Raw genomic sequence first — 26,098 nt, forward strand, 5'->3', positions numbered from 1 at the left:
AATATGAGTAATGCTGACATCAATTTATAGTGTTCGATTTTTGTAGATTCATGCTTTTCCTATTCCCTCTAGGGACTTCAGTCAACAACTAACTGAGAGAAAATTAAATTGATTAATCTATCAATAGATGGAGAGAAAAAGTTTGAAAAGCTGTTTATGGAGCTAGCACGCGCATACAAATTATGGATAGATGATCATAATGCCTTCTTTCAGGAGATGAGCAAGGCCAATCTAATATTTACAATTATCGATCCCCCTTGTAATTTACGCGAGGAAATGTTGAATAAACTGAAAAATCATGAACCTTGTGTTTACCAGTTACATAATACAGAACAGTCATTATCTTTAATTAGAGAGTTGGCAGTAATTATTCGAAGATGTTGTAACTTGAACTGTTTGCCCTATGAGTTACATCCAATAATAGAAGCGATAACATACGAATACGTCAATAATAATCTGGGAATTTTCTTTGATAGTGCCATGCAAAACGGAAACAATTACAATATTCAGATTGAAATTCTAAAAAATATAGTATCCTATAGAGTATCAGATTTAAAAAAAGGATTTTCATCTTACGTATATCAATTCCCAATTAGCATTTTTAATTTAGATGGTGAACTAAAACTAAGTGATAGTATTCTATTGGTACCAATAGATCCGATGGACATAACAGAGCAAGAGTTAACTCTGTTTAACGAAACAAGAACATTTGATTGCAACTATTATATTGAAGTTTATGTGAAAACAAAATGTAGTGAGAAACTTTCATTACAACAAGCTGAAAAGGCAAGGGATGCTACTTACAATGTTCTAAAACTTTTAGCTACACGTTTATCGCCAAGAGCAATCCCTCTGCTCACTTCCACCGATAGAGTTACCCATCCATTCCATTTTTATCGATATGGAAAAAATAGAGAGGATATAAATAATGCAATAACCCGAAACTTTCCAGTTTTTCAATTCGACTCTAAATTTTTTTGGGAAGAGTTTCATAAAAATCATAGTATAAATGGCAGTCTTATAAGTATTTCATTACATATTGTAGAGTTATTGTTAATTCCCAACTTTTCTAGTGAAAGAGTTGTAGATAGATTGGAACGTGCTCTATTATGGTATGGGGACGCTGTTACCGAGTATATTTTTTATCAGCAAATACAAAAACTAGTTAGTTCGATGGAGGCATTAATAAATTTTCGTGATGATGATGCCGGTGATATTACGGAAACCTTTAAGCGTAGAGTTACTCATCTAAATATTACTCATGCTGGGCTTAATGATGATATAAAGGAAAAAGCCAGGCAGCTTTATGATGCTCGTTCAAAAATTGTTCATGGGTCATCGCTTGATGAAAGATTTACTTTTTGTATTATAGAATTATGCTCTGAAACCCTACTTAGAGCAATTTATTACTTTTCTATTTTCGGATTAGAAAAAACTGATTTTAACAGAGCACTACCTAAATTTTTGGATGAAATACCAACAAATGCCGCGCTTAAAAACAATTCATAATTGTATGCTCTAAATAGTTTTATTTTTAGGACGGTGGTAAGTGAGGGAATCCTGATGAGCATTCTCTGGTAAGTATCCGGGGACAGAACGCAGTCAGCATACGTACAACTTGAAGTATGACGAGTATAGAGAGTAATTAAATGTGTGAACCTAGCGTTAATGAATTACCTGATTTTTAGCAACGTCTACGCTGGCATATGAGTGGTCGTCAAAACAAGTTATGACTGGCATACTGAAATGCAGAGCAGATGCTGATAATTGGGCATATATAGAAAATACACCCTAATCTACCATCTCAAGCATACTCTCCATACCATATCCCGCTGCGCCGACTACGCAAAAAACCTTAGCATTTCTATACATGCGTACCGACCAAAAAATTGATTTCAAATTGAATAAAATGAGGCGTGGTGCGGGTTACAGCGAGGTACGCAGTTCGCACAGCAATGCGCACAACTGCGTACCATATTGAGCATTTTTCCGTACTTGTTCAGTGTCGTTTTGCGCACTTTCTTGCTGGCAATGGTTTTACCCATCATTATTTTTGTGTGCGCAAATTCTTATAGATAAGCAAAAGTGGGTCGGTTCACGTAGTCAACTGATTGATAGATAGGGAAATTATTTTCAGAATTGAACCGACCTATGGGTAGGTTCACGCGGTGTGTAAGTCGGTTCACCAAGCCAGCCAGAAAAGGGGCGTTTGGTTAGGTCGGTTCAAAATGGCTAAAGTCGGTTCAGGGTCGGTTCACTATTCAAATAAAAAAAACCATAAATCAATGTATTAAAATAATGAACCGACTGAACCTACCGAACCGACCTTATTTTACCTTACGCGTGATTTACTCTTCCTCGTCGTCGAGCGTCATGAGCACTACAAAGCGTGGCTGCTTGCCGTCCCTCAGTGTCAGCATAGTTGTCACTCCCTCTGAAAAATCAATTTGAGGGCATGGAGTGACAAATGAAACGTGTTTCCCCTGAACGAAAAACCGGAATACTGGCAAAACTGCTACCGCCCTACAATATGACCGTTGCTGCTGTTGCACAGATGGAAGGAATATCCGAAGCTACCCTCTATAACTGGCGTAATCAGGCTAAATCAGAGGGAAAACCGGTGCCCGGTGCAGAGAAAACAACAGACCAGTGGTCAGCAGAAGCACGCTTTGCCGTGATAGTCGAAACCGCCACACTCAGTGAAGCAGAAATCGCGGAATACTGCCGTAAAAAAGGACTTTACCCAGAGCAGCTTATTCAGTGGAAACAGGGTTTTATGCAGACTGAAAATCTCAATGATAAAGCGGCCCTGACGCAAAGCCAGAAAGAGAACAAACAGCTGAAGAAAGAACTACTCCGTAAAGAAAAAGCGCTCGCGGAGGCGGCAGCCATACTGGTGCTGCGAAAAAAGCTCACGGACTACTACGGGGAAACAGACGGGGACGACTGACCCCGGAAGATGAACGAAAGCAGTTCATCATCTGGATCAATGAAGCGGTCACATCCGGTGCACGGCTTGCAGTCGCCTGTCGTGAAGTGAACCTGAGTCTTCGCACCTGGCACCGCTGGCAGCATTCTTCCCGTGACCGGCGACCTGACGCGATAAGGCCAGTATTGGCTAACCAACTAAGTGCTGAGGAAGAAAGCCGGATCAGGGATGTCTGTCATGAACCGGAATATGCCAGCCTGCCACCGTCACAAATCGTGCCGCGACTGGCTGATAAAGGTATTTACCTTGCCAGTGAGTCAACGTTTTATCGGATACTACGCCGGTCAGGTGAAGTCCACCGTCGGGGACGTCAGGTACGGCAGCAGAAGGTGGCCGCCCCGACGACGTTTACCGCAACCGGGCCTTGTGAGACCTGGTGTTGGGACATCACGTGGCTCCCCTCGGTAGTCCGGGGGCGATGGTTTTATCTGTATATGATACTCGACCTGTACAGCCGTAAAATCACCGGTTATGAAGTTCATGAGACAGAGAGCGGTGAGCAGGCTGCGGCGTTGTTGCAGCGGAGCGTGATGCGGGAAGGCTGCTGGCGTCAGCCGCTGGTTCTGCACGCAGACAACGGGGCAGCGATGAAATCTCAGACCTTACAGATGAAACTGCATGAGCTGAATATCACGCCGTCCCACAGCAGGCCACGGGTGAGTAATGATAACGCGTATGCGGAGTCGCTGTTCCGGACGTTGAAATATGTCCCACAGTGGCCGTCATCGGGGTTCAGTACGCTGGCAGATGCCCGTAACTGGGTGAACAAATTTACCCGCTGGTATAATGAAGAGCATCGTCACAGCGGAATACGCTATGTCACGCCAGCAGAACGGCACCGGGGTGAAGACAGAGCACTGCTGAAACAGCGGGATGAGTTGTATCGTCAGGCCCAGAAAGCTCACCCGGAACGCTGGTCAGGAAAGACAAGAAACTGGCAACCGGAAGGTCCGGTTACGCTGAATCCGGAACGGGAAAAACAGGCGGCGTAAATTAGCTAAGGGTGCCAACTATCTTGACACTTACCGGGATCGTCCAGGTGTTCTCCGTCAGGTTTATTTCACTCCAGCGGGTTTCAGCGGCTTCGGCAGGGCGGGTAACGGTGAGTAGCTGCCATTCAATCAATAAGCGGGTCTGTAACTCAATGCTGGCGACCGATAGCGTTTTCATCAAGCCAGGCAATGTCTCTGGCCGAATGGTCGGCATATGGGTTTTCACCGGCGTCTGAAACGCTTTGCGGATCTTGGCTGCGGGGTTAGCAGGAATCAGCCCAGAGTTAACCGAATAATCCATTACCTCGTTGATTCGCTGGCTTACCCGTTTGACGGTTTCCAGTTTGCCGCTGGCCTGTATCGGCTCCAGCGCGGTGATGAAGTGACGAGCGGTAAGCTGAGTGATCGGTAGGGTTCCGATGAACGGGAACACGTATTTTTCCAACGAGCGCCAGATATCTTTAATGGTGTTCTCGGCCAGCGGTTGAGACTTTTTCACTTCGTACCAATCAGCGGAGACTTTAGCGAACGTGTTTAGGTTGATGGCTTGCTCTTGTTCGCGCTGCTGTTGCTGGTGGAATTGTGGATCGATATTTTTTTCTAAGAGCGCTTTTGCAGCTTCCCGCATTTGCCTGGCATCAGCCAAAGAAATTGCCGGATAGCTACCAAACGTCAGTGTAGTGCGCTTTTTAGTTTGTGGGTGGTAATAGCGAAAACGCCATGTCTTTGTGCCGGAAGGTTTGACGAACAATAGCAGCCCGCCACCATCATGTAGCGACAATTCTTTGTCTACTGCTTTAGCGGCTTTGACTTCCGTGTTTGTGAGGGGCTTTGCCTGAATTGCCATGATCGTTACCTTTGGGACTACGGTTTTATGGGACTACGTTGATTTAGTCCCAAATGTAGTCCCAAACTTTCCGGCTGTAAACGGGGTATCCCGAGAGATAACAGGCAACAAAAAAACCGCAAACTCAGTGAGAATGCGGGTTTCTGTGGGGTTTCCGGTAGTAAACGATACTAACCGAAGTTGTATTTGGTCGGCACGAGAGGATTTGAACCTCCGACCCCCGACACCCCATGACGGTGCGCTACCAGGCTGCGCTACGTGCCGATGCTATGGCATTCATACTACCTTTTCCTGACCTTATTGCAATAGCTCGCTAGAACGACTGCTTTAGATTTAGACAGTTAGTTCGCAATAAAGCGCCTTTCGTTTGTTAGTACCTGCAAAAGCAGGGCAAGCTGCGGTTTTTCATCATTCAGCCGATTTCCCGCCATATCGTAAGCTCGGTAGTTGCCGTTGCTTTCCAATACGATGATCTGTTCCTGCGTTGTGATCAGCAGCGTGCCGTCATTACCGTTAATCAACCACGGATAGCGCCGTTGGGCAGAGAACAGATCTTCACCTTGTGAATAATCATCTGTGCTGTTTTTAACATGCAACAGGCGCTGCATCAGCGTGGTCATGACGTCTTTGTTATCCGTCATCTTCGTAATGGTCTGTGCTGGCGTATTCGGCCAGTGAACAATAAGCGGTGTTTGCCACTGTGTTCGGGCGAAACGTGTCGCGCTACCAGTACTGGCATTCTGGTTTTGTGCAGTTGTCACGATGACGACAGTGTTATCCAGAATGTTCTTTTCCTGCAAAGTACGAATAATTTGACCAATCTGGCGATCAACGTCCTGAATATTCATTCGGCTGCTTGACTCAGCATCTTTGCTGGAAGCATTTTTCGGCGCACTGCTCAGTTCAACATAAGAGAACCAGGGCGCTGGATTATTGTCGCGATTGAGCCACTCTTGCCATTGCGTGATGATAGTATCGCCGCTTTGCTGCTGCGGCGCGGGTAAGGAGAAATCAGAAAGCAATGCCTGACGATAGAGCGGGCTGTTGAAGCCACTCGCTGAAAATAGTCCGAACTGATAACTCTGTTGGCTTAGCGCGGCGATCAGCGCTGAGGGTTTACGCGCACTCAGGATACCATCCATATAGGTCGTCGAGAGGCCGTAAAACAGATTAAATAAGGCGGCATCTGGTTGAGAGCCCGAATCGTAGTGATCGCTGAAGCGCACGTTTTCTGAGGCGAAGCGCGACAGGTTAGGCATTCGATTTTGTATGTCATCTGGCTGTGTATCATCGATCATCACCATCAGCAGGTTATAGCCGCTACCGTTATCGCGGAAGGTGAGGTTATTGAGTGGATACTCTACCGTCATAGCTTCAGGATTACCCTGCTGCGTCAATCGGCGCTGATATTCCTGTGCATCCAACAGGCCATGTTTTTCCAGAAAACGACGGGCCGTCATCGGATAAGACAGCGGCAGGTTGGCACGCTGCATGGTAATCGGGCGATAGAAATTCGCATCGGCCCAAATGTACATCAGGTGCGATGCGAAGAACGCCGAGATGAAAACGCCCGCCAGCGGTTTGCCAAAATGGCGGCGATTCAGGCTGCGGAGTTTTTGCCAGCACCAGGTGCCGAAGAGCATCTCCGCCATAAAAATCAATGGAATGCCAATAAACATCCACTGCCAGTCGCGGGCAATCTCCCCTTGTCCTGGGTTGACAACGAGCTCCCAAACGGTGCTGTTAAGGTGCAAGTGAAAACGTGTAAAGACTTCAACGTCGACTAACAGTATTGTCAGCCCAGTGGTTGCCAGCGCCGCAGACAAGAACCGCAGCAGACGTTGCGACATCACAATGAATGTGAGCGGGAAGATAATCAGCAGGTAGGCAGCAAAAACAATAAAACTGAAATGGCCAAGCCAGCTAACCAGCGCGTAAATTCGACCGAACAGGGACGTTGGCCAATCGGCAACAAACAGATAGCGGCTACCCAGCCCCAGAGTGAGCAAAATGTTGAATAAGGCGAACCAGTGTCCCCAACTGATCATCTGGGAGACTTTTTCGCGGTAGCGCTGACGGTTGGTTACCATACGTTGGTCAAGACTTAGTGAGCTTTATCGGCTTTTTTAATCGAAGCCTGTAGGGCTTCAGCGAAAGAACGCGCCAGAATCTGACGTTGAGTCGGTGCGACGCTGGTGTTAATCAGGTTCGTCACCATGTTACCGAGCACCATCAAAGCAAGATCGGTCGGGGCGTGGTGCTTTTCCAGAACATTGACCATCTCAGAAAGCAGTTGTTCAACGTGTTCGTCACTATAACGGGATGATTGTGGCATAAAATGGCGTATCTCAAGCTGGTAAAGTCGCTTATCTTACCGTATAGGCTTATGCTTTTCCGCACTTTTATCATTAATGTACTTTTATCACTGACGTGCTTTTATCAATAACTAGTGTAGACGCTCAGTGCGCATACCGGTGCGAAGGGGCAGCTTTATGTATTGCGAGTGGTCCGTATCAGTGTTTGAATACGCGCCTTGCCAAAAGGAGAGTTTATCATGAGTCTGGATATTGCCCAGATTACCCTGCATCAGCTAATTAAACGTGACGAACAAACGCTGGAAATGGTGTTGCGTGATTCCCTATTGCCGACCAATGCGGCAGTAGAAGATATGATGGCTGAACTGCATCGCGTTTACAGCGCCAAGAGTAAGGCTTACGGGCTGTTTAATGAGCAAAGCGAGTTGGCGGATGCGCTGCGGGCTTGTCGCAAAGGGGATGAGGACTTTCTGAGTTTCTCACGCGCCGCGACTGGACGCCTGCGTGACGAACTGGCGAAGTATCCGTTTGCAGAAGGCGGCATTGTGTTGTTCTGCCAGTATCGTTATCTGGCGGTCGAATATTTATTGATATCGGTACTTAATAGCTGCAACAGCATGCGGGTTAATGAACAGCTGGATATCAGCACCACGCACTATCTGGATATTAATCATGCCGATATCGTCGCACGTATCGATCTGACTGAATGGGAAACTAATCCTGAATCCACGCGCTACCTGACGTTTCTGAAAGGGCGCGTTGGGCGCAAAGTGTCTGATTTTTTTATGGATTTTCTGGCAGCATCAGAAGGATTGGACACCAAAGCACAAAACCGTGGCCTGCTGAAAGCCGTCGATGAATATTGTGATGAGGCACAGTTGGATAAAAACGAGCGTCAGAATTATCGCCAGCAGGTGTATAGCTACTGCAATGAGCAGTTGCAGTCCGGCGAAGAAATCGAGCTGGCATCATTGTCTCAGGAACTACCACCGCTGGGTGAGAAAACCTTTCAGCAGTTTTCAACCGATCAGGGTTATGAGTTGGAAGAGAGCTTCCCCGCCGATCGCGGGACACTGCGTCAGTTGACCAAATTTGCGGGCAGCGGTGGCGGCATTAGTCTGAACTTTGATGCGTTATTACTTGGCGAACGGATTTTCTGGGATCCGGCGACGGATACGTTGACGATCAAAGGTACGCCGCCGAATCTGCGCGATCAGTTACAGCGTCGAACGAGTGGTAGCAAGTAGTAGAAATCGAGCAAGAAGGCACTGCTGCCCTTTTTCTTATCGTCAGGAAAAGGGCAGCAGCTGATAATGTCTGAAAATGACAACGAAATAGTTGAGCCAGCGTATGTCCCTGCGACGGGCCTTCAGGCGGGCAAAACCCCGCACATGGTCTAGTAGCATAAGTACCATCACCAGACCGCGCAAGGCATCAATAGCGGTAAGCCGTTGAGAGATATCTCGAAACATATTCACATTCCTTTGTGAATAAATTTTTTATAAAAAAAACGCCGCATAAGCGGCGTTCCTCTTTCCCGGCGTCCCGGAAAACGACTTCAGCGCAAACTAAACGCGAACGAAGTCGATATGAGTCAGTTTAGGTTTGTAAACGTGACGTTGTACAGCCTGAACTTTAACTTGAACTTCTTTGCCATCGATAGACAGGATCAGTGTTTCACCGTAGAAGCCTTCTTTCACTTCTTGGTTTTTTACTGAATCGTGGTCCAGTTCGATAGAGACTGGTGCTTCTGAACCACCGTAAACGATGGCTGGGAATTTACCAGCTGAACGCAGGCGGCGGCTCGCACCCTTACCCTGACCTTGACGTGCTTCTGCTTTGATAGTAATCATTTTCTTCTCTACTTATATAAAGTAATCCTGCTACAGGCGACCCAGCAGCAGGTTGGGTTATTCAGCTTTTGCGAACAAAAGCGGGCTAAATTCTAGCGGAATATGGCTCCGCGGGCAAATGAATCCCAAAATTACTCGTCATACTTCAAGTTTCATGTGTGTTGGCAGCGATACTCGGCACACTGGCGTGAGCCTCGTCCCGTTGGGGCCGCTGCAAGCAGCGTTCAAATCTGCTTTTAGCAGATTTGTCAGTCACCCGAATCACTTACCTGAGTAAGCTCATCGGGATTAAATGAGAGACATCCTGTCTCTCACCGGAGGCCAGCCGTTGGCTGGTCAAATTCGTTCCCGACGAATTTGACCCTCACTTGCCGCCTGCCTGAAACTCGAATTATTTAGAGTATACTTTAGCCGCGGAGCTCGTTGGCGCGGCGAAAGCGGCCCTGATAATCAAAGAGCTTTTCGCGTATTTGCCAGAATTTTCCGTGTTTACGGGCGACGACAAAATCAGGTGCGCGTAATAATAGCTGCTGTGCGATGACGTCAGCGGCATTTTGCCAGTTAAACGAGGTTCCCGGTGCGCGTTGGTGAACACGTAAGAACTGTTGCAGGAAAACGTGGCGCTGAGAGGTAGTGTGCAGGCGAAAACGTTCACTCACTTCGGCACCGTCTTCATCGTGGTAGGTAATTTTTAACCACTCACCTTTTGCATCCTGTCCCTGTTCGAAGCTCATACCACTACAGCGCAAAACCAGCGCATCTTTCAGTTTCAGCGCGGCTTTCAGCATGTCATCGGGGTCGACCAATATCTCGTCACACTGGTGGCAACGCCGTGCAGCAATATCGTTTTCTGCTCCACAGTGTGGGCAGACTTTAAACCGAAACCGGAAATCACACTGTTGGCGTTGGCCGCTTTCCGTCATTTCCCAGCCCTGACAGCGGCGGCCATAGTGTTCGATAATATCGTCGTCCGGGGTGGTTTTCCCCCAGAACAGGTTAGCAAAACCACACTCAGGGCAGAAAACCTGCACCGGCTGGCTGCCAGCATGAGGTTTACTATTGCCGACTTCTGGCGTGTAGAGATCGTGTGGGTTACCTGCGTAATCCAGTATCAGACAGTCCGTTTTCCCTGGATACAAACGTAAACCGCGTCCGACAATTTGCTGATAGAGACTCACGGACTCCGTTGGGCGAAGGATGGCAATAAGGTCGACATGCGGGGCGTCGAAACCGGTTGTTAAAACCGCTACGTTTACCAGGTATTTCAACGACTGCTGTTTAAAGGCGTCTATCAGCGCATCTCGCTCGGCGGGAGGCGTATCGGCGCTGACCAGCGCAGTCTGAACGGCGGGCAATAGCGTTGCAATTTCTTTGGCATGCTCGACGGTAGACGCAAAAATCATCACACCGCGCCGCGTTTGCGCATAATCAACAACCTGGCTGATGATGTGCGGCGTAATACGCTGCTGGCGTTTGAGTTCGAGATTCAGGTCTGCTTCACTGAATAGCCCGTTGCTGCGTGCGACAAGTTTACTGAAATCATATTGCACCACTGGCATATCCAGCCGATTCGGTGGCACCAGAAAGCCATGCTTGATCATATAGCGCAGCGGTAACTCATAGATGCAGTCGCGGAACAAACAACGCTCGTCGCCGCGCATCATGCCGTGATAGTGATACTGATATATCCAGCCTTTGCCAAGGCGATAGGGCGTCGCAGTCAGGCCAAGCAGCCGCAGTTGGGGGTTAGTCGTTTGCAGATGCTGGATGATTTGCTGATATTGACTGTTATCGTCATCGCTGATGCGGTGACATTCATCAATGAGCAGTAAGGAGAAGGCGTTATCGAACTGGTCGAGATTACGTGCGACAGACTGCACGCTGCCAAAGACGACCTTTCCCTGACTCTCTCGCTGTTGCAGTCCTGCGGCGAAGATATCTGCTTCCAAATCCCAGGCGCAGTATTTGGCGTGATTTTGTGCGACCAGTTCCTTGACGTGCGCGAGCACTAGTACACGACCACGAGCAAGTCGTGCCAGTTCGGCGATCACCAGACTTTTCCCTGCACCAGTAGGCAAGACGATGACGGCGGGTTGAGTGTGACGCCGAAAATAGTCGAGCGTGGCAGAAACAGCCTCACGCTGGTAAGGCCGCAGTGTGAATGACATCGCTAGTGCTGGCAGATTTTACTGGCGCTGGTGGTGAAGCCTGTATCGTGCGGAATGAATTTTCCGCGTTCAGACAGAAATTGCACCAGCATTGAAGCCGTCATGTTTTCGGCGGAGCAGGTATGAAAACGCGCTGCGCTGCCGAAGCGGGTTTCTATGGCGGTAATCAGCTGTTCGGTAGTAAATGACTCACCGGACGCGATCATCATTTGCAAAACTTCATGACCGTGAATAGATGACATGGTTGTCCTTAAAATATAAAAAATTGCCTTTATTATGCCTGTTGATAATACCCAGTGCGAGGGGTACGCAGCGTGAAGGTAGGCTAAAAAGAGCAACTTGCAGGCGGTGAATTGCAGGACGGGCGGGCAAAGCCCCGTTATACTACTGTCTCACGATTTGGGACCGGCAGTTATTTGAAATAGGTAGTCAGTTTTAATGCGATTGGACAAATTTTTATCCCAGCAGTTGGAAATTAGTCGTTCACTGGTGGCGCGCGAGCTCCACGCACAGCGTGTTACCGTCGATGGTGAAGTGGTAAAAAGCGGTGCATTCAAGTTATCCCCCGAGCATAACGTTGAATTTGATGGTAACCCGTTGAAACAGCAGAACGGCCCGCGTTATTTCATGTTGAATAAGCCTCAGGGTTACGTTTGTTCAACGGACGATCCCGATCATCCTACCATTCTTTATTTTATGGATGTCCCGGTGGCGTACAAACTGCATGCCGCAGGGCGTTTGGATATCGATACCACGGGGCTGGTGCTGTTAACTGACGATGGAAAATGGTCGCATCGTATTACCTCACCTAAACATGAATGTGAAAAAACCTATCTGGTGACGCTGGAGCTGCCTCTGGCCGAGGATACCGCTGCGCAATTTACGGTGGGTGTACAACTGCATAGCGAGAAGAATCTCACTAAACCCGCTACGCTTGAGAAGATAACGGACCATGTTGTTCGTTTGACGATTAGCGAAGGCCGTTATCATCAGGTGAAAAGGATGTTCGCTGCGGTGGGTAATCGCGTTGTGGATCTACATCGCGAGCGGATCGGTGGCATCTGTTTGGATAGCGAACTGGAACCGGGGGAATTCCGGGAGTTGAGTGCTGAAGAGATTTCCAGCGTAAAATAATATTGTTCAGAATAGCCTTATTTCTAATCTGGAGCTAGTTAGTGCAATTACGCCGTTCTCCTCACCTCGGGCTGATTTTTATTCTTGGCCTGATTTCGATGCTAATGCCGTTAGCTATCGATATGTATTTACCCGCGCTGCCGACCATCGCTAACGAGTTTGGCGTGGGGGATGGGCACGTCCAAATGACGCTCAGTGCTTACGTGCTGGGTTTTGCTATTGGCCAGATGTTCTACGGACCGATGGCGGACAGCCTGGGGCGTAAACCTGTCATTCTCGGCGGCACGTTGGTTTTTGCGTTTGCAGGCGTGGCCTGTGCGCTGGCGCAAACGGTAGAACAGCTGATCTATATGCGTTTCCTGCACGGTGTTTCTGCCGCCGCCGCTGCGGTCGTCATTAATGCACTGATGCGCGATATGTTCTCGCGGGATGATTTTTCTCGCATGATGTCGTTTGTCGTGCTAGTGATGACGGTTGCCCCCTTAATTGCACCGATTGCCGGTGGTTGGCTGCTGTTGTGGTTTAGCTGGCATTCCATTTTCTGGACGATCTCTGCTGCGGCTTTTCTGGCGTCAGCGCTGATCTTCTTTTTTATCAAAGAAACCTTACCGCCTGCGAAACGGCAGAAATTTCATCTGCGTACCACTATCGGGAATTTCGCCATTCTGTTTCGCCACAAGCGGGTGTTTAGCTATATGGCGGCGAGCGGGCTTTCGTTTTGCGGCATGTTCTCTTTTCTGAGTGCCGGACCGTTTGTGTATATCAATCTGTACGGCGTTTCTCCTCAGAATTTTGGCTACTATTTTGCCCTGAATGTCGTCTTTCTGTTTGTGGTGACGCTGTTTAACAGTCGCAATGTACGGCGGTTGGGGGCGCTGGCGATGTTCCGCACAGGGCTGGTCATTCAGTTTGTGATGGGGATATGGCTGGTGGTTGTCTGTCTGTTCGATCTCGGTTTCTTACCGCTGGTGTTTGGTGTTGCGCTGTTTGTCGGCTGTATCGCGATGGTGGCGTCGAATGCGATGGCGGTTATTCTTGATGATTTCCCGCATATGGCAGGGACGGCCTCATCGTTGGCTGGCACGCTACGCTTTGGTCTTGGTGCAATTGTGGGTGTTGCCCTGTCACTGGCTTCCTTCAACAGCGCCTGGCCGATGGTGTTATCTATGGCGCTCTGTTCTATCGGTGCATTTCTGCTGTACCTGTACGCGCATCGCTCTCCCGCGGCCTGATTTTCCCTATCTTTCAGATGCAGGTAAGTGTGCCTACATCTGAATCTGCTTTCTTCTCTTTCTCATTTTCCTTCTGACAATGGTAGCCTGCCATTCCTTTTTGTTTTGCTAATGTAAAATATTTGACCTAAAAGTGAACGAAGGGGCTGAAAAGGGTTGAGATATTAAATGGAAAAGGTTACATATAGCCGGAAAAGAAGAGCGATTCGTGATCAATTTGGCATTAATAGCGCTTGCAATCAGGTTCGTTAGCCACTGTCACGATATGCAAAATATGTGTTTGTTGTTTTTTTGTTCACAAAAAGTGGCAAAAAATAGTGCGAACACGTTACCATGATAAATATGTTACCATTTTGTGAATTATTACCTGAGGAAACAGTAGTGGACGGTTTTCAACTTTCGGTAGTTCATCGTTTGCCGCAAAGTTATCGCTGGTTATCGGGTTTTACAGGCATCAATGTTGAACCGATTCCGCTGAGCGGCAGAGAAGAAGACAATAACCTGATTGGCCTCAAACTGTTGAGCCATGATGGTGATATCGCATGGGAAATCATGCGCCAGCTGAATCAATCCCTGTCTGAAATACAGGTTGAATGCGCCGTTCTGGAATGGGAAGGCGAGCCGTGTCTGTTTTTGCATCGTAATGATGAAAGCACGTCAATGTGTCGTCTGAAGAATGTCGGTGTTGCTATCGCTGAATCTGTATCGGCACAGTACCCTTTTTAAACCGTAGCGTCAGCAGCCTGACGCTACGTATTCTCTCATTGTGGCGACGATGCTCCTGTCGTGCAGGATGAGAACTGTAGCAACTCCCGCGTATAATGTTCGGCAGGGTGCGTGAATACCTGTTCACATTTCCCCTGTTCGACCACTTCTCCCTGCCGTAATACAATAACCTGATGGCACAGCGAACGAATAACCTGCAAATCATGGCTGATAAACAGGTAGGCGATTTTGTGTTTTTCCTGTAATGATCTCAGCAGTGCCAGAATTTGCGCCTGAACGGTTCTGTCCAGCGACGATGTGGGTTCATCGAGGATCAGCAGTTCTGGTTGCAGGATCAGCGCCCGAGCGATAGCGATACGCTGGCGCTGACCGCCGGAAAACTCGGATGGATAGCGGTAGCGGGTGGTGGGATCAAGGCCGACCTCCTGCATCACCGCCACCACGCGCTGCTCACGTGCTTCCTTGCTTAATGCGTGATGAACGGTCAATCCCTCAGCAATGATTTGTTCCACGTTTAGTCTTGGGTTCAGCGCCGAGTTAGGATCCTGAAAGACAACCTGAATCCGGTGACGGAAGGGCAGCATTTGCTTACGGGTCAGCCCTTGCAAAGCATGCCCATCAAACCAGATATCGCCGCGTGATTGAATCAGGCGCAGTAACGCTAATCCTGTTGTGCTTTTTCCTGAACCAGATTCCCCCACCAAACCCAGGCTTTCACCGCGCCGTAAGGTGAAACTAATATTGTTAACCACCTTCTTTTCATCAACGGTACGGCGCAAAAGGCCGCGTTTGACAGGAAATGAAACGTGCAGTTGTTCCACCCGCAAGAGCGGTTCACCGTCGTCCTCTACTGGAAGCGGCTCGCCTGATGGCTCTGCGTCCAGCAATTGGCGCGTGTAAGGATGTTGCGGCGCGCTGAAAAGCTGCTGACAGCTGTTGTGCTCCACAGCCTGACCTGCCTTCATAACCGACACGTTATCCGCCAACTGACGGACGATGCTCAGATCGTGGGTGATGAACAGTAAGCTCATCCTTAATTCCTGCTTCAGCTCATTCAGCAATTTCAGTATTTGCGCCTGAACGGTAACGTCCAGCGCCGTTGTGGGCTCATCGGCAATGAGTAAATCGGGCTGGGTGAGTAGCGCCATGGCAATCATGACGCGCTGGCGTTCTCCACCGGAAAGCTGGTGTGGGAAATCATTCAATCGGCTTTTCGCCTGCCGAATACCCACGCGATCCAGACAGGAAATGACTTCGCTTCGTGCTGCCTCGGTGCGCATACCCCGATGTAGAGAAAGTACCTCAATCAGCTGTTTTTCAATGCGTTGCAGAGGGTTGAGCGACACCATCGGTTCCTGAAAGATCATCGCAATTCGGTTACCGCGTATCTGACGCAGTGTTTTTTCATCGGCATGCAGCAGCGATTGCCCATCAAAACGAATATCCCCTTGCGGATAAACCACGGGTGGGGAAGGGAGCAAACGCAAAACTGACAGTGCGGTGACGCTTTTCCCCGAGCCTGACTCACCGACCAATGCAAGCGTCTCGCCGGTGTTCACCGCCAGTGAAAGCTGGTCGACAACACGCTGTTCCTGATCGCCTTTGCGGAAGGCAATGCTGAGATTATCTATCTGCAATAAAGGTGAACTGGACATATTAATGTGCCTTGCTGGGGTCAAAGGCGTCGCGCACCGCTTCGCCGATAAAAATGAGTAAGGAAAGCACGATGGAAAGTACCATAAACACGGTAATACCCAGCCACGGTGCCTGAAGGTTATTTTTCCCTTCCAGCAATAAAGTGCCTAATGATGGCGAGCCCATCGGCAGACCAAAACCGAGAAAATCCAGCGAGGTCAGTGTGGTAATCGAGCCGCAGAGAATAAAGGGCAGATAGGTTAGCGTCGCGACCATCGCGTTTGGCAACATGCAGCGGAACATAATGGCGCGATCGCTGACCCCCATCGCCTGCGCCGCGCGAATATAGTCAAAGTTTCGCGTACGCAAAAACTCTGCCCGCACCACGCCAACCAGACTCATCCAGCCGAAAAGTACGGTAATCGCCAATAGCCACCAGAAGTCCGGCTGAATCACACTGGACAGCAGGATGATGAGAAACAGCGTCGGCATGCCAGACCACACTTCGATAAAGCGTTGGCCCCATAGGTCGAGACGTCCGCCGTAATAGCCCTGTGTCGCCCCTACGATAATACCAATCACGCTGGATAGGATGGTGAGCGCCAGACCGAACAGCAGAGAGATACGGAAGCCATAAAGCACCTGTGCGACCACGTCTTTCCCCTGACTGTCCGTCCCCAGCCAGTTCTGCCAAGAGGGGGCCGATGGAAAGGACGCCGTAGTTGCATAGTTTATGGTGTCGTAGCTGTAGTGAATCAGTGGCCAGATGGCCCAGCCGTGGCTGCTGATACGTTCGGCGATATAAGGATCGCGGAAGTCAGCCGTGGTATCTAACTGTCCACCGAACGTTCTCTCGCTATGATCAATCAGTACCGGCGTATAGAGCTGACCGTCATATTTCACCAGCAGCGGTTTGTCATTGGCGATCAGTTCGGAAAACAGGCTGAGGATAAACAGCACCATGAAAATCCACAGCGACCAGTAACCGCGACGATTACTTTTAAAACGCGCCCAGCGCGCTTGATTAATCGGGCTTAAGCGGCTCATTGGCGACCCTCAAAATCGATACGCGGATCTACTAGCGTATAAGTTATGTCGCTGACGATATTCAGCAATAAGCCGATCAGCGTGAAGATATACAGCGTGCCGAACATGACGGGATAATCACGTTGCAGCGTGGCGTCATAACCTAACAGACCCAGCCCGTTAAGAGAGAACATCACTTCGATCAACAGTGACCCGGTGAAAAACATACTGATAAAGGTGGCGGGGAAGCCTGCAATCACCAGCAGCATGGCATTTCGGAACACGTGGCGGTAGAGAATGCTCTTTTCATCGAGCCCTTTTGCGCGCGCCGTAACGACGTATTGCTTGCGAATCTCATCCATAAAGGAGTTCTTGGTGAGCATCGTGAGGGTAGCAAAACCGCCAATCACGGAAGCCAGAATCGGTAGCGCGATATGCCACAAATAGTCGGTAATTTTGCTGTACCACGGTAGGGTGTCAAAATTACTGGAAACCAGGCCTCGAAGCGGGAACCAGTCCAGATAACTGCCTCCCGCGAACAGCACAATCAAAATAATCGCAAACAAAAACGCTGGAATGGCATACCCGATAATGATTAGCGTGCTGCTCCAGGTATCGAACGGTGTGCCGTTCTTTACTGCTTTCTTGATGCCAAGGGGAATCGATATCAGGTAGACGATTAGCGTACTCCACAGTCCCAGCGTAATCGAAACAGGCATGCTTTCTTTAATGAGTTGCATCACCGAAGAGCCACGGAACAGGCTGTCGCCGAAGTCAAAACGAACGTAATCCCACAGCAGTTTAAAATAGCGCTCATGGATCGGTTTATCGAAACCATAGCGTTTAGTGATTTCCTCGATGACTTCCGGGTCGAGCCCACGTGAACCACGGTAAGCGTTCTCTATATTGGGCGCGCCGCTGGAGCCCGTGCGCGCCATGCCTGCATCCATTCCGCTATTGGCGGTATAGCCGCTGCCGTGTCCCATTTCGATTGCTGCGATAGCTTGATCGACTGGGCCGCCGGGAGCAATTTGTACAATGAAGAAGTTAATCGTAATAATCGCCCACAGGGTTGGAATGACCAGCAAGAGGCGGCGTAACAGATACGTTCCCATTTTGATTCCTTAACGTCGCTCTGCGGGCAGCGTGGCCGCCTGTTTGGTATCGAACCACCAACCATCAAAACCAAGCGAATAGGCTGGACGCACGGCGGGCATGGCAAACTTGTTCCAATAGGCAAAGCGGTCATGATTGGAATACCACATCGGAATCATGAACTGATTCCAGGTCAATACCCTGTCGAGAGCGCGACCGAGTGACTGTAGCGGCGCTTTTTGCCCCTGATGCTTAACGATTTCCTCGATAAGCGAGTCAATAGCGGGATCGCTGACTCCCGGCCTGTTGTAGGTCGAGTCGATATACTGGGTACTCCAATAAATGGGTAAGTCATCACTGGGGTAGAGAAACGCCCTATAAACTGTGGCCGTCATATCGAAATCCCGTTTACGGATACGATTATTGAACTGTGTGCTGTCGATGTTACGCACGTTCATGGTGATGCCCAGTTTTTTCAGGCTCTGCTGGAAAGGCAAGACATACTGCGAATTACCGGCGCTTGGCAATAGCAGTTCAAACGCAAATGGCTGCCCGGTTTTGCGATTAACCAGTTTTTGATCTTTCAGTTCCCATCCAGCCTCTTCCAGCAGTTTGATTGCCTTGAGCCAGTTTTGTCGATCATATCCGCTGGCATCGGAGGAGGGCGGTTGATAGCTGGAGCCAAAGACTTCGGGGGGAACGTTGTCCTTCAGTGGCGTCAGCCAGGCCAGTTCCTCTGCGCTGGGTTCCCCTTTAGCGGCATACTCAGTATTTTGGAAATAGCTATCGGTACGTTGGTAGGCGTTGTAATACAGCGCTTTGTTCATCCAGTTGAAGTCAAACGCCAGGGCTAATGCCTGACGAACGCGGCGATCCTTAAACAACGGCCGCTGGATATTGAACGCGAGCCAACGCGTATCCTGGGCGGATTGATTGATCTGCTCCTGTTTAATGATATAGCCACGCGCAAAATTGCCGCCCTGATATTGGGTCGCCCAATGTTTTGGCGATCCTTCTTCACGCAGGTCGAAGGCTCCGGCTTTAAAGGCTTCCAGCGCAACGCTGTCGTCCAGATAATAGTCGTAGCGAATTTTGTCGAAATTGTACTGGCCTTTATTTACCGGCAGATCGGCACCCCAGTAGTCTTTCACGCGGGAATAGGTGACATATTGCCCCGTTCGATAGGCGGTAATGCGATAAGGGCCACTGGCCGGAGGCGGATACGATAGCGGCTCGCTGAATTTATGATTTCTCCAGAATTTCTCCGGCATGATGGGCAGAGTCAGCAGGCTGAACATGCGGTTCTTGTCGGACACGGGAAAATCGAAGCGTACGGTCAGCGGCGCAATGGCTTTGGCGGTCACATCTTTAAAATAGATGCGGAACTGCGGCACGCCCTGCGTCATAAACATGTTGTAGGTGAACGCCACGTCAGCGGCGGTGATCGGTGAGCCGTCATGAAAGCGGGCTTTGGGATTCATCTCTATTTCAATCCAGCGGAAATCCGCCGGATGGCGTGTTGTCAGCGCGACTAACGGATAATAGCTGCCGGGTTCGTCATCAGAAGACGTAAAGAGCGAATCGTAGAGTCGTTCCGTACGTGCTGCCGCCACACCACGCAGCGCGAAACGGTTGAAATTGTCAAAAGTGCCTAATGCGCTGAGAGTAATGTTGCCGCCTTTGGGGGCTTCAGGATTGACATAGTCAAAATGGCTGAAATTCTCGGCATATTTGGGTTCACCCAAAAGCGCAAAGCGAGTGCTGTTCTCAATCGTTTCGGCGTACAGCCCAAAATGGGTCGTGCAAAGCAATACGGCAGCGATAACGCGTTTTAACATCTGACGGCAATCTCCTGCTAGCGGACGTTATCTGATTGGGCGACTGGGATAGACATGCCATATCGTAACGTCGACGATACCGATTTGTTCGGCATAAAGTTCTTGAAATAATTAACATTCCCATCGGGAAGTTGCGTGTTTTCTTTTTATCATGAAATCAGGTGATAAACCTACCTTAATCACGGCCTGTTAATGTTTCAGGTTGTTGAGTTAGTCATATTTTGCGCAATATGCCGCAGAAGGGGAGGAACGCAATGGTATTCGGGGGGCTTTAAATCGAAAGGATTCGTCTACACATGTCAGTTTAAGGGGGGCGCAAAGGCCCCCTTCAGGCTATCACCACGGAGTCGTGAGCGCAGGTGACGCGTCATGCGATGGGAAATGTGGTAGTACGTGCTCAGCCAACTCTTGAATCACTTCTGCGGCTGGCCGCTCCGAGAATTGAATACCCAGTGCGGCATGGTTGACGCCTGCTTGCCGCCATTCTTCCAGCAAGGCGATAAGACCTTTACGTCCCGTGCGTAAAACATAGCCGCCACGCAATGGGGTGCGCGGGTGATCGGGGTCGTCCACCAAGTCTAGCCATTCGTTGGTCGTGTGCGGACGGAATCCACCATCGGGAATCAGGTTGCGCCAGGCTCGGATCTTTTCTGCCAGGCGTTGCGGTCCCTGACGATTGTGTGTGGCTTCGGGATAGGTTAGCCAGCCATCTGCATGTTCGGCTATCCACGCTAGGGACTGGCCGGACGAACTGGTGACGATTAGCGGAATTGCGCCAGTGGCGGGCTTGGGCAGGAACTCTGCGCCGTTGATTCGGCCCAGAGGTGAATCAATGGACAGGTTGTCCGCTCGTACCAACTGGCGGAAGTATGCCACTGTCTGTGAGAACCGCTCCCCACGCCCGCTATGTTCCAGCCCATACGCGGGGAATTCGCTGGCTCGGTCACCGGAAGCGATGCCCATTACCAATCGGCCACTCGATAGCTGGTCGATGGTCGTGGATGCCTTGGCCAGGTCGATCGGATGGCGCAAGGAAAAGACTGCGCTGCCTGTGGCCAGCGCAATCGTCTTCGTTTTTGCTGCAAGGAAAGCCAAATAGGTGAAAGGATCGAATACCTGCCCGGCATCGCCGAACGATGGGTCAAACAGCGGCACATCGCGCACCCATACGGCGGAGAAGCCGCGACGGTCGATATCCGTTACCAGATCCGTTTGCCCAGCCAACACACGCATGTCGCCTTCGTAGAATCGCAGCGGCAAGAAGATTCCGATGGTCAGTTGGTCAGGGGCGAACATCCGCCGATAACCTGGATGTGTGGCGAACGCGGTAAAAGAAGCACCGCCTGAAACCTGGATATCAGTCATGGCTAGTATGTCCTTGTGTCGTCTTTGATTCATGCGCCCGTTGCGGGGGCAGGTAGCGTGATGCCCTTGCGCACGGCAGGTCTTGCCGCCACACGTTCATGCCAGTCAGTCAGGTGTCGGCATGCACTGAAGTCGAAATCGATGATTCGCGCAATGTGCGTCCAACCGAAGTGGGCGATATCTGCGATGGAATAGTCATCGCCAGCCAGATAAGGATGTTCGGCCAGTCGTGCATCCAATGTGGCAAACGCGTCATGCGTCAGGCGACGATAGCGCGCGATGTTGGCAGGCTGCTTATCTTGGGCGAACAGCTCGAAATGCACCCTCTGACCTATGATCGGCCCAACGCTTGCAGCGTGAAACACCAACCATTGGATGGCCTCCCAGCGTTTCCTGGGCTCTGCCGGAAGTAGTTGCTCGGTTTTTTCGGCCAGGTACAGCAGGATGGCTGCGGACTCGAACAACGTGATGCCCGTCTCATCGTCTTTAATCACAGGAATACGCCCGTGCGGATTTAGGCGCAGGAACTCGGGTTGCCGGTGTTCCCCATTGTCGATGTGGATGTGATGCAAGGTGTACGGTAAACCTAGTTCTTCCAGAGCAATGGTGATCTTGAAGCCGTTGGGCGAACTGTCGGTGTAAAGCTGAATCATCGTGCGGCCTCCACAACGGCCGTCTTGCCTGGCAGGATGAGCGCCGCGCATGCTAAACCGATCGCTACCAAGCTAGCAGATACCAAGACGGCGTAGCTAAAGCCCTGCGCGGCGCTGCCTCCATTCGCCAGCACTGCGATGCTGACGGCGACGCCGACTGTTAAGCCGATGGCGGAACCGACCTCCTGTGTTGTTGTGAGCATACCGCCAGCTATGCCATGATCGACGGCATCGACCCCTTCGATACCGGCCACCGTCCAAGCGGGGAACGCGATGCCGTAACCGATGCCTGCCAACAAGGTGCCGGGTAGGATAGATGTGCTCCATGAGGCATCAGACGTCAGTGATGCGCCCAGCAAAGCGAGTCCACCGATGAACAGCGTCAGGCCACCCAGAATGACGGGCTTGGTGTCCATTCTGGCGAGCAGTACTGGGCCAGCCCAGGCGCTTGCCAACGTAAAGGCCGTTGCCATCGGGAGCAGCCCCAGCCCTGTCTGTGTGGCGGTGAAACCCTGTATCTCCTGCATGTAGAGCGCAATGACCACGAAGGTCGGGCCTAGAGCGGTATTCGCCAGCAGTGACACCAGATTGGCACCTCCCGTCATACGTCGCCAGAAAATAGAGAGAGGCATCAACGGAGCCTCGACCTTACTTTCCACCCAGATGAACAGTGCCAGCAATCCCAGTGCCAGACCGACCAGCCCGAATGTGACTGGAGAAGACAGACCAACATGTTCGCTATTGGCAAAGGCGTAGACCAGTGTTGCGGCCCCTGCGGCGACTAAAAGTGAACCCCAAATGTCCAATTGTCGGGCGACTGTTTTGGTCTCGGGCTTACCATGCGGCAAGGCACCGGCCAAAGCGATGACCAGCAGACCGACAGGTACGTTGATCCACAGCACCCAGCGCCAGCCCATCAGGTCGGTAATGATGCCACCTAGGATCAGACCCGCGACAAACCCACTGGCAGCCACGGCTGTCCAAGCCCCAAGCGCACGGTTACGCTGTTTCTGTTCGGGAAACACGGCTAGCAGTAATGAAAATGCAGAAGGTGAAAACAATGCAGCACCAAACCCTTGCAAGGCGCGGGTGGCGATCAACACCATAGGGCTTTGTGAGAAACCGCCGAGCAAGGAACCGACGGTAAAGATTGCCAGCCCAGTCAGGAACACGCGCCGACGGCCAAACATATCGGCGGCACGTCCACCCAGCAATAGAAACCCTGCAATGGCTACACCATAGGCATTGATGACCCACTGTAGTGCGCCCGGTGTGAAGCCCAGACTTTCCTGAATCTGTGGCAAGGGAATCATGGTGATGGAGAAGTCGAGTAAGGCGACGAACTGGGTCGTGCAAAGTAGAATCAGGCAAAGCCGCCAGCGCGGATTGTTCATAGGAGCTCCTAAGTTAATATATTTTATCTAAACCGATCTATTAATTCTAAACAGGCCGTATGATGGGGGCTAACCTCCGTTATCGGAAACGATCATTTCTTCTCTTTTGATTTAGGAAAACTAAACTTGATGACAACATCGCTCCCTCTGTTGGCGCTGCGCACCTTTGTTGAGGTTGGGCAGCGGGGTAGCATCAAAGCTGCGGCTGAAGCTCTGAACGTGACATCTGGCGCAGTTAGCCAACAAATTCGGGCTTTGGAAGAGCGGGTTGGGGTGGTGCTTTTCACACGAGAGCGGCAGGGTCTGCGGCTTACCGAGGCGGGGGCTGATGTTCATCCCTTGCTGCTTCAGGCCTTCGAACAAATTGAAAAAGCAGTGCAGACTTTAGATCAGATTAAGGCTCGCCAGACCCTGACAGTCAGCACGGTTGCCACCTTTGCTGCATCATGGCTGGTACCGCGTCTGGGCCGATTTAACCATCGCTACCCGCACATCGAGGTACGGGTCGAGGCGACCTCGGCCGTGGTAGACATGCGCCGAGATCGTGTAGATGTAGCGCTGCGGCATGGGTTGGGCGTCTACCCCAGTCTGGACGTCATTCGTCTGATGGCCCCTGTACTGGTTCCGGTGGCTTGTCCTGGATTGGTTGCTACCGATGCTAGACTTAAAGAGCCCGAAGATTGCCTGACTTACCCACTGTTGCACGATAGCGATCGTGCAGACTGGCTGCTTTGGCTTGCAGCGCATGGGGTTGCCGAAGACCCTCGCGCCGAAAGAGGAACTGCGTTTGAGGATGATTTTTTGTTGATCCGTGCGGCGGAAGCGGGCCAGGGACTTGCGCTAGTGCCGTTAGAGTATGCGGAAGATGAAATTGCTGCGGGGCGCTTGGTGCAAGTGCTCGACAAGCCGTGGCCCGCACGGTTCGCCTATTATGTGGTGACGAAACCGGGTGCCATGCAGCGGCAAGAGGTCAAGGCGTTTGTGGACTGGATCCTGGAAGAAGCAGAGCGCATTGCATAACGCGATCTGCCCGACAGCGTGGTCAGTATCGCCCTAAGATTTTGATAACCCTGCTGTGGCAAGTCCAGATAGAGTCGAGAGAATTTTGGATCGGGGTCATAGTGAAATAAAAAAACGCCGCTTAGGTGATAAGCGGCGTTAGGTCGTTTCGTATCATTGGCTAGTTAAACAATACCACAGCAAGGGACGGATATTGTTTAACTGGTTTTTCCTTTACTCAGAACACGGCGTCCTTCTTGATAACGCTTGTTCCAGTAGTTTTCCGTCATTTTGGAGATGATGACGCCACTGCTGGTTGATGCGTGGACGAACTGATCGTTACCGAGGTAAATGCCAACGTGGCGTCCGGTTGAACCTGCACGGAACAGAACAAGGTCGCCAACACGCAGTTTATTGCGCTGAATTTGCTGTCCCATCTCTTGCTGTTCATAGGTAGAACGCGGTAAATCCATGCCAAATTGTTCGCGGAAGGTGCGCTGAACGAAAGCTGAGCAGTCAATGCCACGACGACTATCACCGCCTAAACGGTAACGAACGCCTTTCCAACTGGCATATTGGTTAAGCAATTTGGACTTAATGTCCACGTTGCGAACCAGTGCTTCAAATTCATCCTGAGAGGCTTGCAGTAAAAGACCATCTTTATCATTAACTGCATGCATATCAGTTTGAGCTTTATGGTTATATGCACTATTACTTCCACATGCGGAAAGCATCATTGCTACCGCTACGGCAGGCACTGCCCGCCAGATATATCTCAGAATCGGTTGAGACTTGACCATTGTTGTTATGTTCCCTTGCTGTCCTTAACGATAAATATCGCTATGTAGTATCCCCATTTGACTGGGTATAAATGCCAACGAAAACGAGACTCAGACTAAATCAGAGTTTCTTATTAGCCAAATACTCATCAGCGAAAGTGTGCCTGAATGCACATTATTTCTCCCGCCGCTGTTAGTTCATGATGCGCTAAAAAGCAAACTTGAACGAGACTACCGTAACAGCAGCAGGATTGCGAGAAGTTTCAACTATTTTATTTATAAGATTTAATGATGTATTCAGCTAAAAAACGGCGATGCAAAAATCTGAAATCATAAGGATTTATACTGTCCATTTCTTCGGTAATGGCCGATTTAACAGAGCAATAACGGCATCGCTTGCTGGCGTTAATAACCACCAGCTCAGGCCGACTAAAACAACCGAGAGCGAGCCGACTGCAATATCGGTAAACCAATGTGCACCAATCATGATACGAGGCAATGAGAAGATTACCGTGATGGCTAAGCTGATAGCGAAAGCGGTGCGGGTAAAATAGCGCAACATAAAAGCAGCATAGATCATCAGCATCATGCCGTGGTCGCCGGGGAAACTGTCCGATGATGCATCTTTGGTAGGAATGCCTGTTAAATCTGAAACGCGATTGACGTCACTAAAATAGAGTGTCGGGCTGGCGTGTTGCACGGGTAGTAAATGTCCGGCCTGATTTAGTACCACGGCAGTTAATAACATGATAAAGCCTATGATTAACAAGCGACGACGCTCTATGGGCGTGGCTTTCAGATAAAACGACAGGTACAGCGAACCCATCGCAATGAGTGCACAGCCGTCAAAGGCGCGATTATTGGTAATGGCGACCAGATGTAAAAATGTCGGACTATCAACTAAAAGACGATTGAAATAGAAAAAAATGTTGCTGTCTAGTGTGAGCCAAAAACCATGATTTTTCGGCAGATACCAGGATAAAAATAGACCAATGCCCAATACATTGAGCATTAAAATAGAAGAAAGGCGAGTAAGTGACATTAAGGCTAACCATCCA

Annotated in this window: 21 protein-coding genes, 1 tRNA gene and 1 pseudogene; 7 read left to right on the forward strand and 16 right to left on the reverse strand. The window is 50.0% G+C overall.

All coding sequences use genetic code 11. The features are described from left to right. Positions 1–108: 108 nt before the first annotated feature. Both KP22_RS02560 and KP22_RS22125 read left to right on the forward strand, forming a co-directional pair. Positions 109–1,509 carry a HEPN domain-containing protein gene (locus tag KP22_RS02560; RefSeq protein ID WP_244879996.1) on the forward strand — a complete coding sequence of 467 codons (1,401 nt, stop codon included), beginning with the start codon at positions 109–111 and terminating at the stop codon, positions 1,507–1,509. 958 nt (positions 1,510–2,467) lie between these two features. Continuing rightward, a protein-coding gene (locus KP22_RS22125) for an IS3 family transposase (protein ID WP_156107256.1) occupies positions 2,468–3,981 on the forward strand; the annotation gives its coding sequence in 2 pieces (ribosomal slippage) (positions 2,468–2,921 and positions 2,921–3,981; 1,515 coding nt in all). A gap of 34 nt (positions 3,982–4,015) precedes the next feature. On the opposite strand, the pseudogene KP22_RS02575 reads toward KP22_RS22125, so the two are convergent. From KP22_RS02575 to KP22_RS02590, 4 genes and pseudogenes are all read right to left on the reverse strand, one after another. After that, positions 4,016–4,828, reverse strand: a pseudogene (locus KP22_RS02575) (phage integrase central domain-containing protein); the annotation flags it as partial. A 187-nt stretch (positions 4,829–5,015) separates the two neighbouring features. Next, a tRNA-Pro gene (locus KP22_RS02580) sits at positions 5,016–5,092 on the reverse strand. A gap of 77 nt (positions 5,093–5,169) precedes the next feature. Further along, entirely contained in the window at positions 5,170–6,918 is a 1,749-nt protein-coding gene (yejM, locus tag KP22_RS02585; RefSeq protein ID WP_039322216.1) for an LPS biosynthesis-modulating metalloenzyme YejM, read from the reverse strand. A 14-nt stretch (positions 6,919–6,932) separates the two neighbouring features. After that, positions 6,933–7,163 carry a YejL family protein gene (locus KP22_RS02590; RefSeq protein WP_039300958.1) on the reverse strand — a complete coding sequence of 77 codons (231 nt, stop codon included), beginning with the start codon at positions 7,161–7,163 and terminating at the stop codon, positions 6,933–6,935. Positions 7,164–7,382: 219 nt separating this feature from the next. Here KP22_RS02590 and yejK point away from each other — a divergent pair, with 219 nt between their 5' ends. Beyond that, positions 7,383–8,390 (forward strand): nucleoid-associated protein YejK, encoded by a 1,008-nt coding sequence (gene yejK / locus KP22_RS02595; RefSeq protein WP_039300954.1) that lies wholly within the window; start codon positions 7,383–7,385, stop codon positions 8,388–8,390. 321 nt (positions 8,391–8,711) lie between these two features. On the opposite strand, the gene rplY is transcribed toward yejK, so the two are convergent. The 3 genes from rplY to KP22_RS02615 all read right to left on the reverse strand — a co-directional run bounded on the left by rplY (position 8,712) and on the right by KP22_RS02615 (position 11,406). Then, positions 8,712–8,996, reverse strand: coding sequence for a 50S ribosomal protein L25 (rplY, locus tag KP22_RS02605; protein ID WP_011094282.1), 285 nt, complete (start codon positions 8,994–8,996; stop codon positions 8,712–8,714). Positions 8,997–9,403: 407 nt separating this feature from the next. Then, positions 9,404–11,164 (reverse strand): DNA repair helicase RadD, encoded by a 1,761-nt coding sequence (gene radD / locus KP22_RS02610; protein ID WP_039322217.1) that lies wholly within the window; start codon positions 11,162–11,164, stop codon positions 9,404–9,406. A gap of 2 nt (positions 11,165–11,166) precedes the next feature. Continuing rightward, positions 11,167–11,406 carry a YecH family metal-binding protein gene (locus KP22_RS02615; RefSeq protein ID WP_039300943.1) on the reverse strand — a complete coding sequence of 80 codons (240 nt, stop codon included), beginning with the start codon at positions 11,404–11,406 and terminating at the stop codon, positions 11,167–11,169. Between the two features lie 196 nt (positions 11,407–11,602). Here KP22_RS02615 and rsuA point away from each other — a divergent pair, with 196 nt between their 5' ends. The 3 genes from rsuA (at position 11,603) to KP22_RS02630 (ending at position 14,256) form a co-directional block, all read left to right on the forward strand. Continuing rightward, positions 11,603–12,298, forward strand: coding sequence for a 16S rRNA pseudouridine(516) synthase RsuA (gene rsuA, locus KP22_RS02620; protein WP_039322219.1), 696 nt, complete (start codon positions 11,603–11,605; stop codon positions 12,296–12,298). Positions 12,299–12,339: 41 nt separating this feature from the next. Beyond that, the gene (locus KP22_RS02625) at positions 12,340–13,530 is read left to right on the forward strand and encodes a Bcr/CflA family multidrug efflux MFS transporter (protein WP_039300937.1); all 1,191 of its coding nucleotides are present in this window, start codon (positions 12,340–12,342) and stop codon (positions 13,528–13,530) included. A gap of 381 nt (positions 13,531–13,911) precedes the next feature. Next, positions 13,912–14,256, forward strand: a complete 345-nt coding sequence (locus KP22_RS02630) for a YejG family protein (protein ID WP_039300934.1) — start codon at positions 13,912–13,914, stop codon at positions 14,254–14,256. A 35-nt stretch (positions 14,257–14,291) separates the two neighbouring features. Here KP22_RS02630 and yejF read toward each other — a convergent pair whose 3' ends face one another. From yejF to KP22_RS02665, 7 genes are all read right to left on the reverse strand, one after another. Then, positions 14,292–15,911, reverse strand: a complete 1,620-nt coding sequence (gene yejF / locus KP22_RS02635) for a microcin C ABC transporter ATP-binding protein YejF (protein WP_039322228.1) — start codon at positions 15,909–15,911, stop codon at positions 14,292–14,294. A gap of 1 nt (position 15,912) precedes the next feature. Next, on the reverse strand, positions 15,913–16,938 hold the full coding sequence (locus KP22_RS02640) for an ABC transporter permease (RefSeq protein ID WP_039300929.1): 1,026 nt from the start codon (positions 16,936–16,938) through the stop codon (positions 15,913–15,915). Further along, positions 16,935–18,032, reverse strand: a complete 1,098-nt coding sequence (locus KP22_RS02645) for a microcin C ABC transporter permease YejB (protein WP_039300926.1) — start codon at positions 18,030–18,032, stop codon at positions 16,935–16,937. Before KP22_RS02645 ends, KP22_RS02640 begins: the two co-directional genes overlap by 4 nt. 9 nt (positions 18,033–18,041) lie before the next feature. Then, positions 18,042–19,850, reverse strand: a complete 1,809-nt coding sequence (locus tag KP22_RS02650) for an extracellular solute-binding protein (protein WP_039322229.1) — start codon at positions 19,848–19,850, stop codon at positions 18,042–18,044. Between the two features lie 336 nt (positions 19,851–20,186). Then, positions 20,187–21,215 (reverse strand): LLM class oxidoreductase, encoded by a 1,029-nt coding sequence (locus KP22_RS02655; RefSeq protein ID WP_039322232.1) that lies wholly within the window; start codon positions 21,213–21,215, stop codon positions 20,187–20,189. A gap of 29 nt (positions 21,216–21,244) precedes the next feature. Further along, the gene (locus tag KP22_RS02660; RefSeq protein WP_039300918.1) at positions 21,245–21,868 is read right to left on the reverse strand and encodes a glutathione S-transferase family protein; all 624 of its coding nucleotides are present in this window, start codon (positions 21,866–21,868) and stop codon (positions 21,245–21,247) included. Further along, positions 21,865–23,262: an MFS transporter gene (locus KP22_RS02665; protein ID WP_039322234.1), complete on the reverse strand. Its 1,398-nt coding sequence runs from the start codon at positions 23,260–23,262 to the stop codon at positions 21,865–21,867. Before KP22_RS02665 ends, KP22_RS02660 begins: the two co-directional genes overlap by 4 nt. A gap of 129 nt (positions 23,263–23,391) precedes the next feature. On the opposite strand from KP22_RS02665, the gene KP22_RS02670 reads away from it, so the two are divergent. After that, positions 23,392–24,282: a LysR substrate-binding domain-containing protein gene (locus KP22_RS02670; protein ID WP_039300912.1), complete on the forward strand. Its 891-nt coding sequence runs from the start codon at positions 23,392–23,394 to the stop codon at positions 24,280–24,282. Between the two features lie 197 nt (positions 24,283–24,479). Here the strand turns inward: KP22_RS02670 and mepS are convergent, their stop codons facing one another. After that, the gene (gene mepS / locus KP22_RS02675) at positions 24,480–25,061 is read right to left on the reverse strand and encodes a bifunctional murein DD-endopeptidase/murein LD-carboxypeptidase (RefSeq protein ID WP_039300908.1); all 582 of its coding nucleotides are present in this window, start codon (positions 25,059–25,061) and stop codon (positions 24,480–24,482) included. 319 nt (positions 25,062–25,380) lie between these two features. Beyond that, positions 25,381–26,082 (reverse strand): phosphatase PAP2 family protein, encoded by a 702-nt coding sequence (locus KP22_RS02680; RefSeq protein ID WP_039322236.1) that lies wholly within the window; start codon positions 26,080–26,082, stop codon positions 25,381–25,383. Positions 26,083–26,098: the final 16 nt, after the last annotated feature.

The sequence above is a fragment of the Pectobacterium betavasculorum genome, from assembly GCF_000749845.1.
Lineage (GTDB): Bacteria > Pseudomonadota > Gammaproteobacteria > Enterobacterales > Enterobacteriaceae > Pectobacterium > Pectobacterium betavasculorum.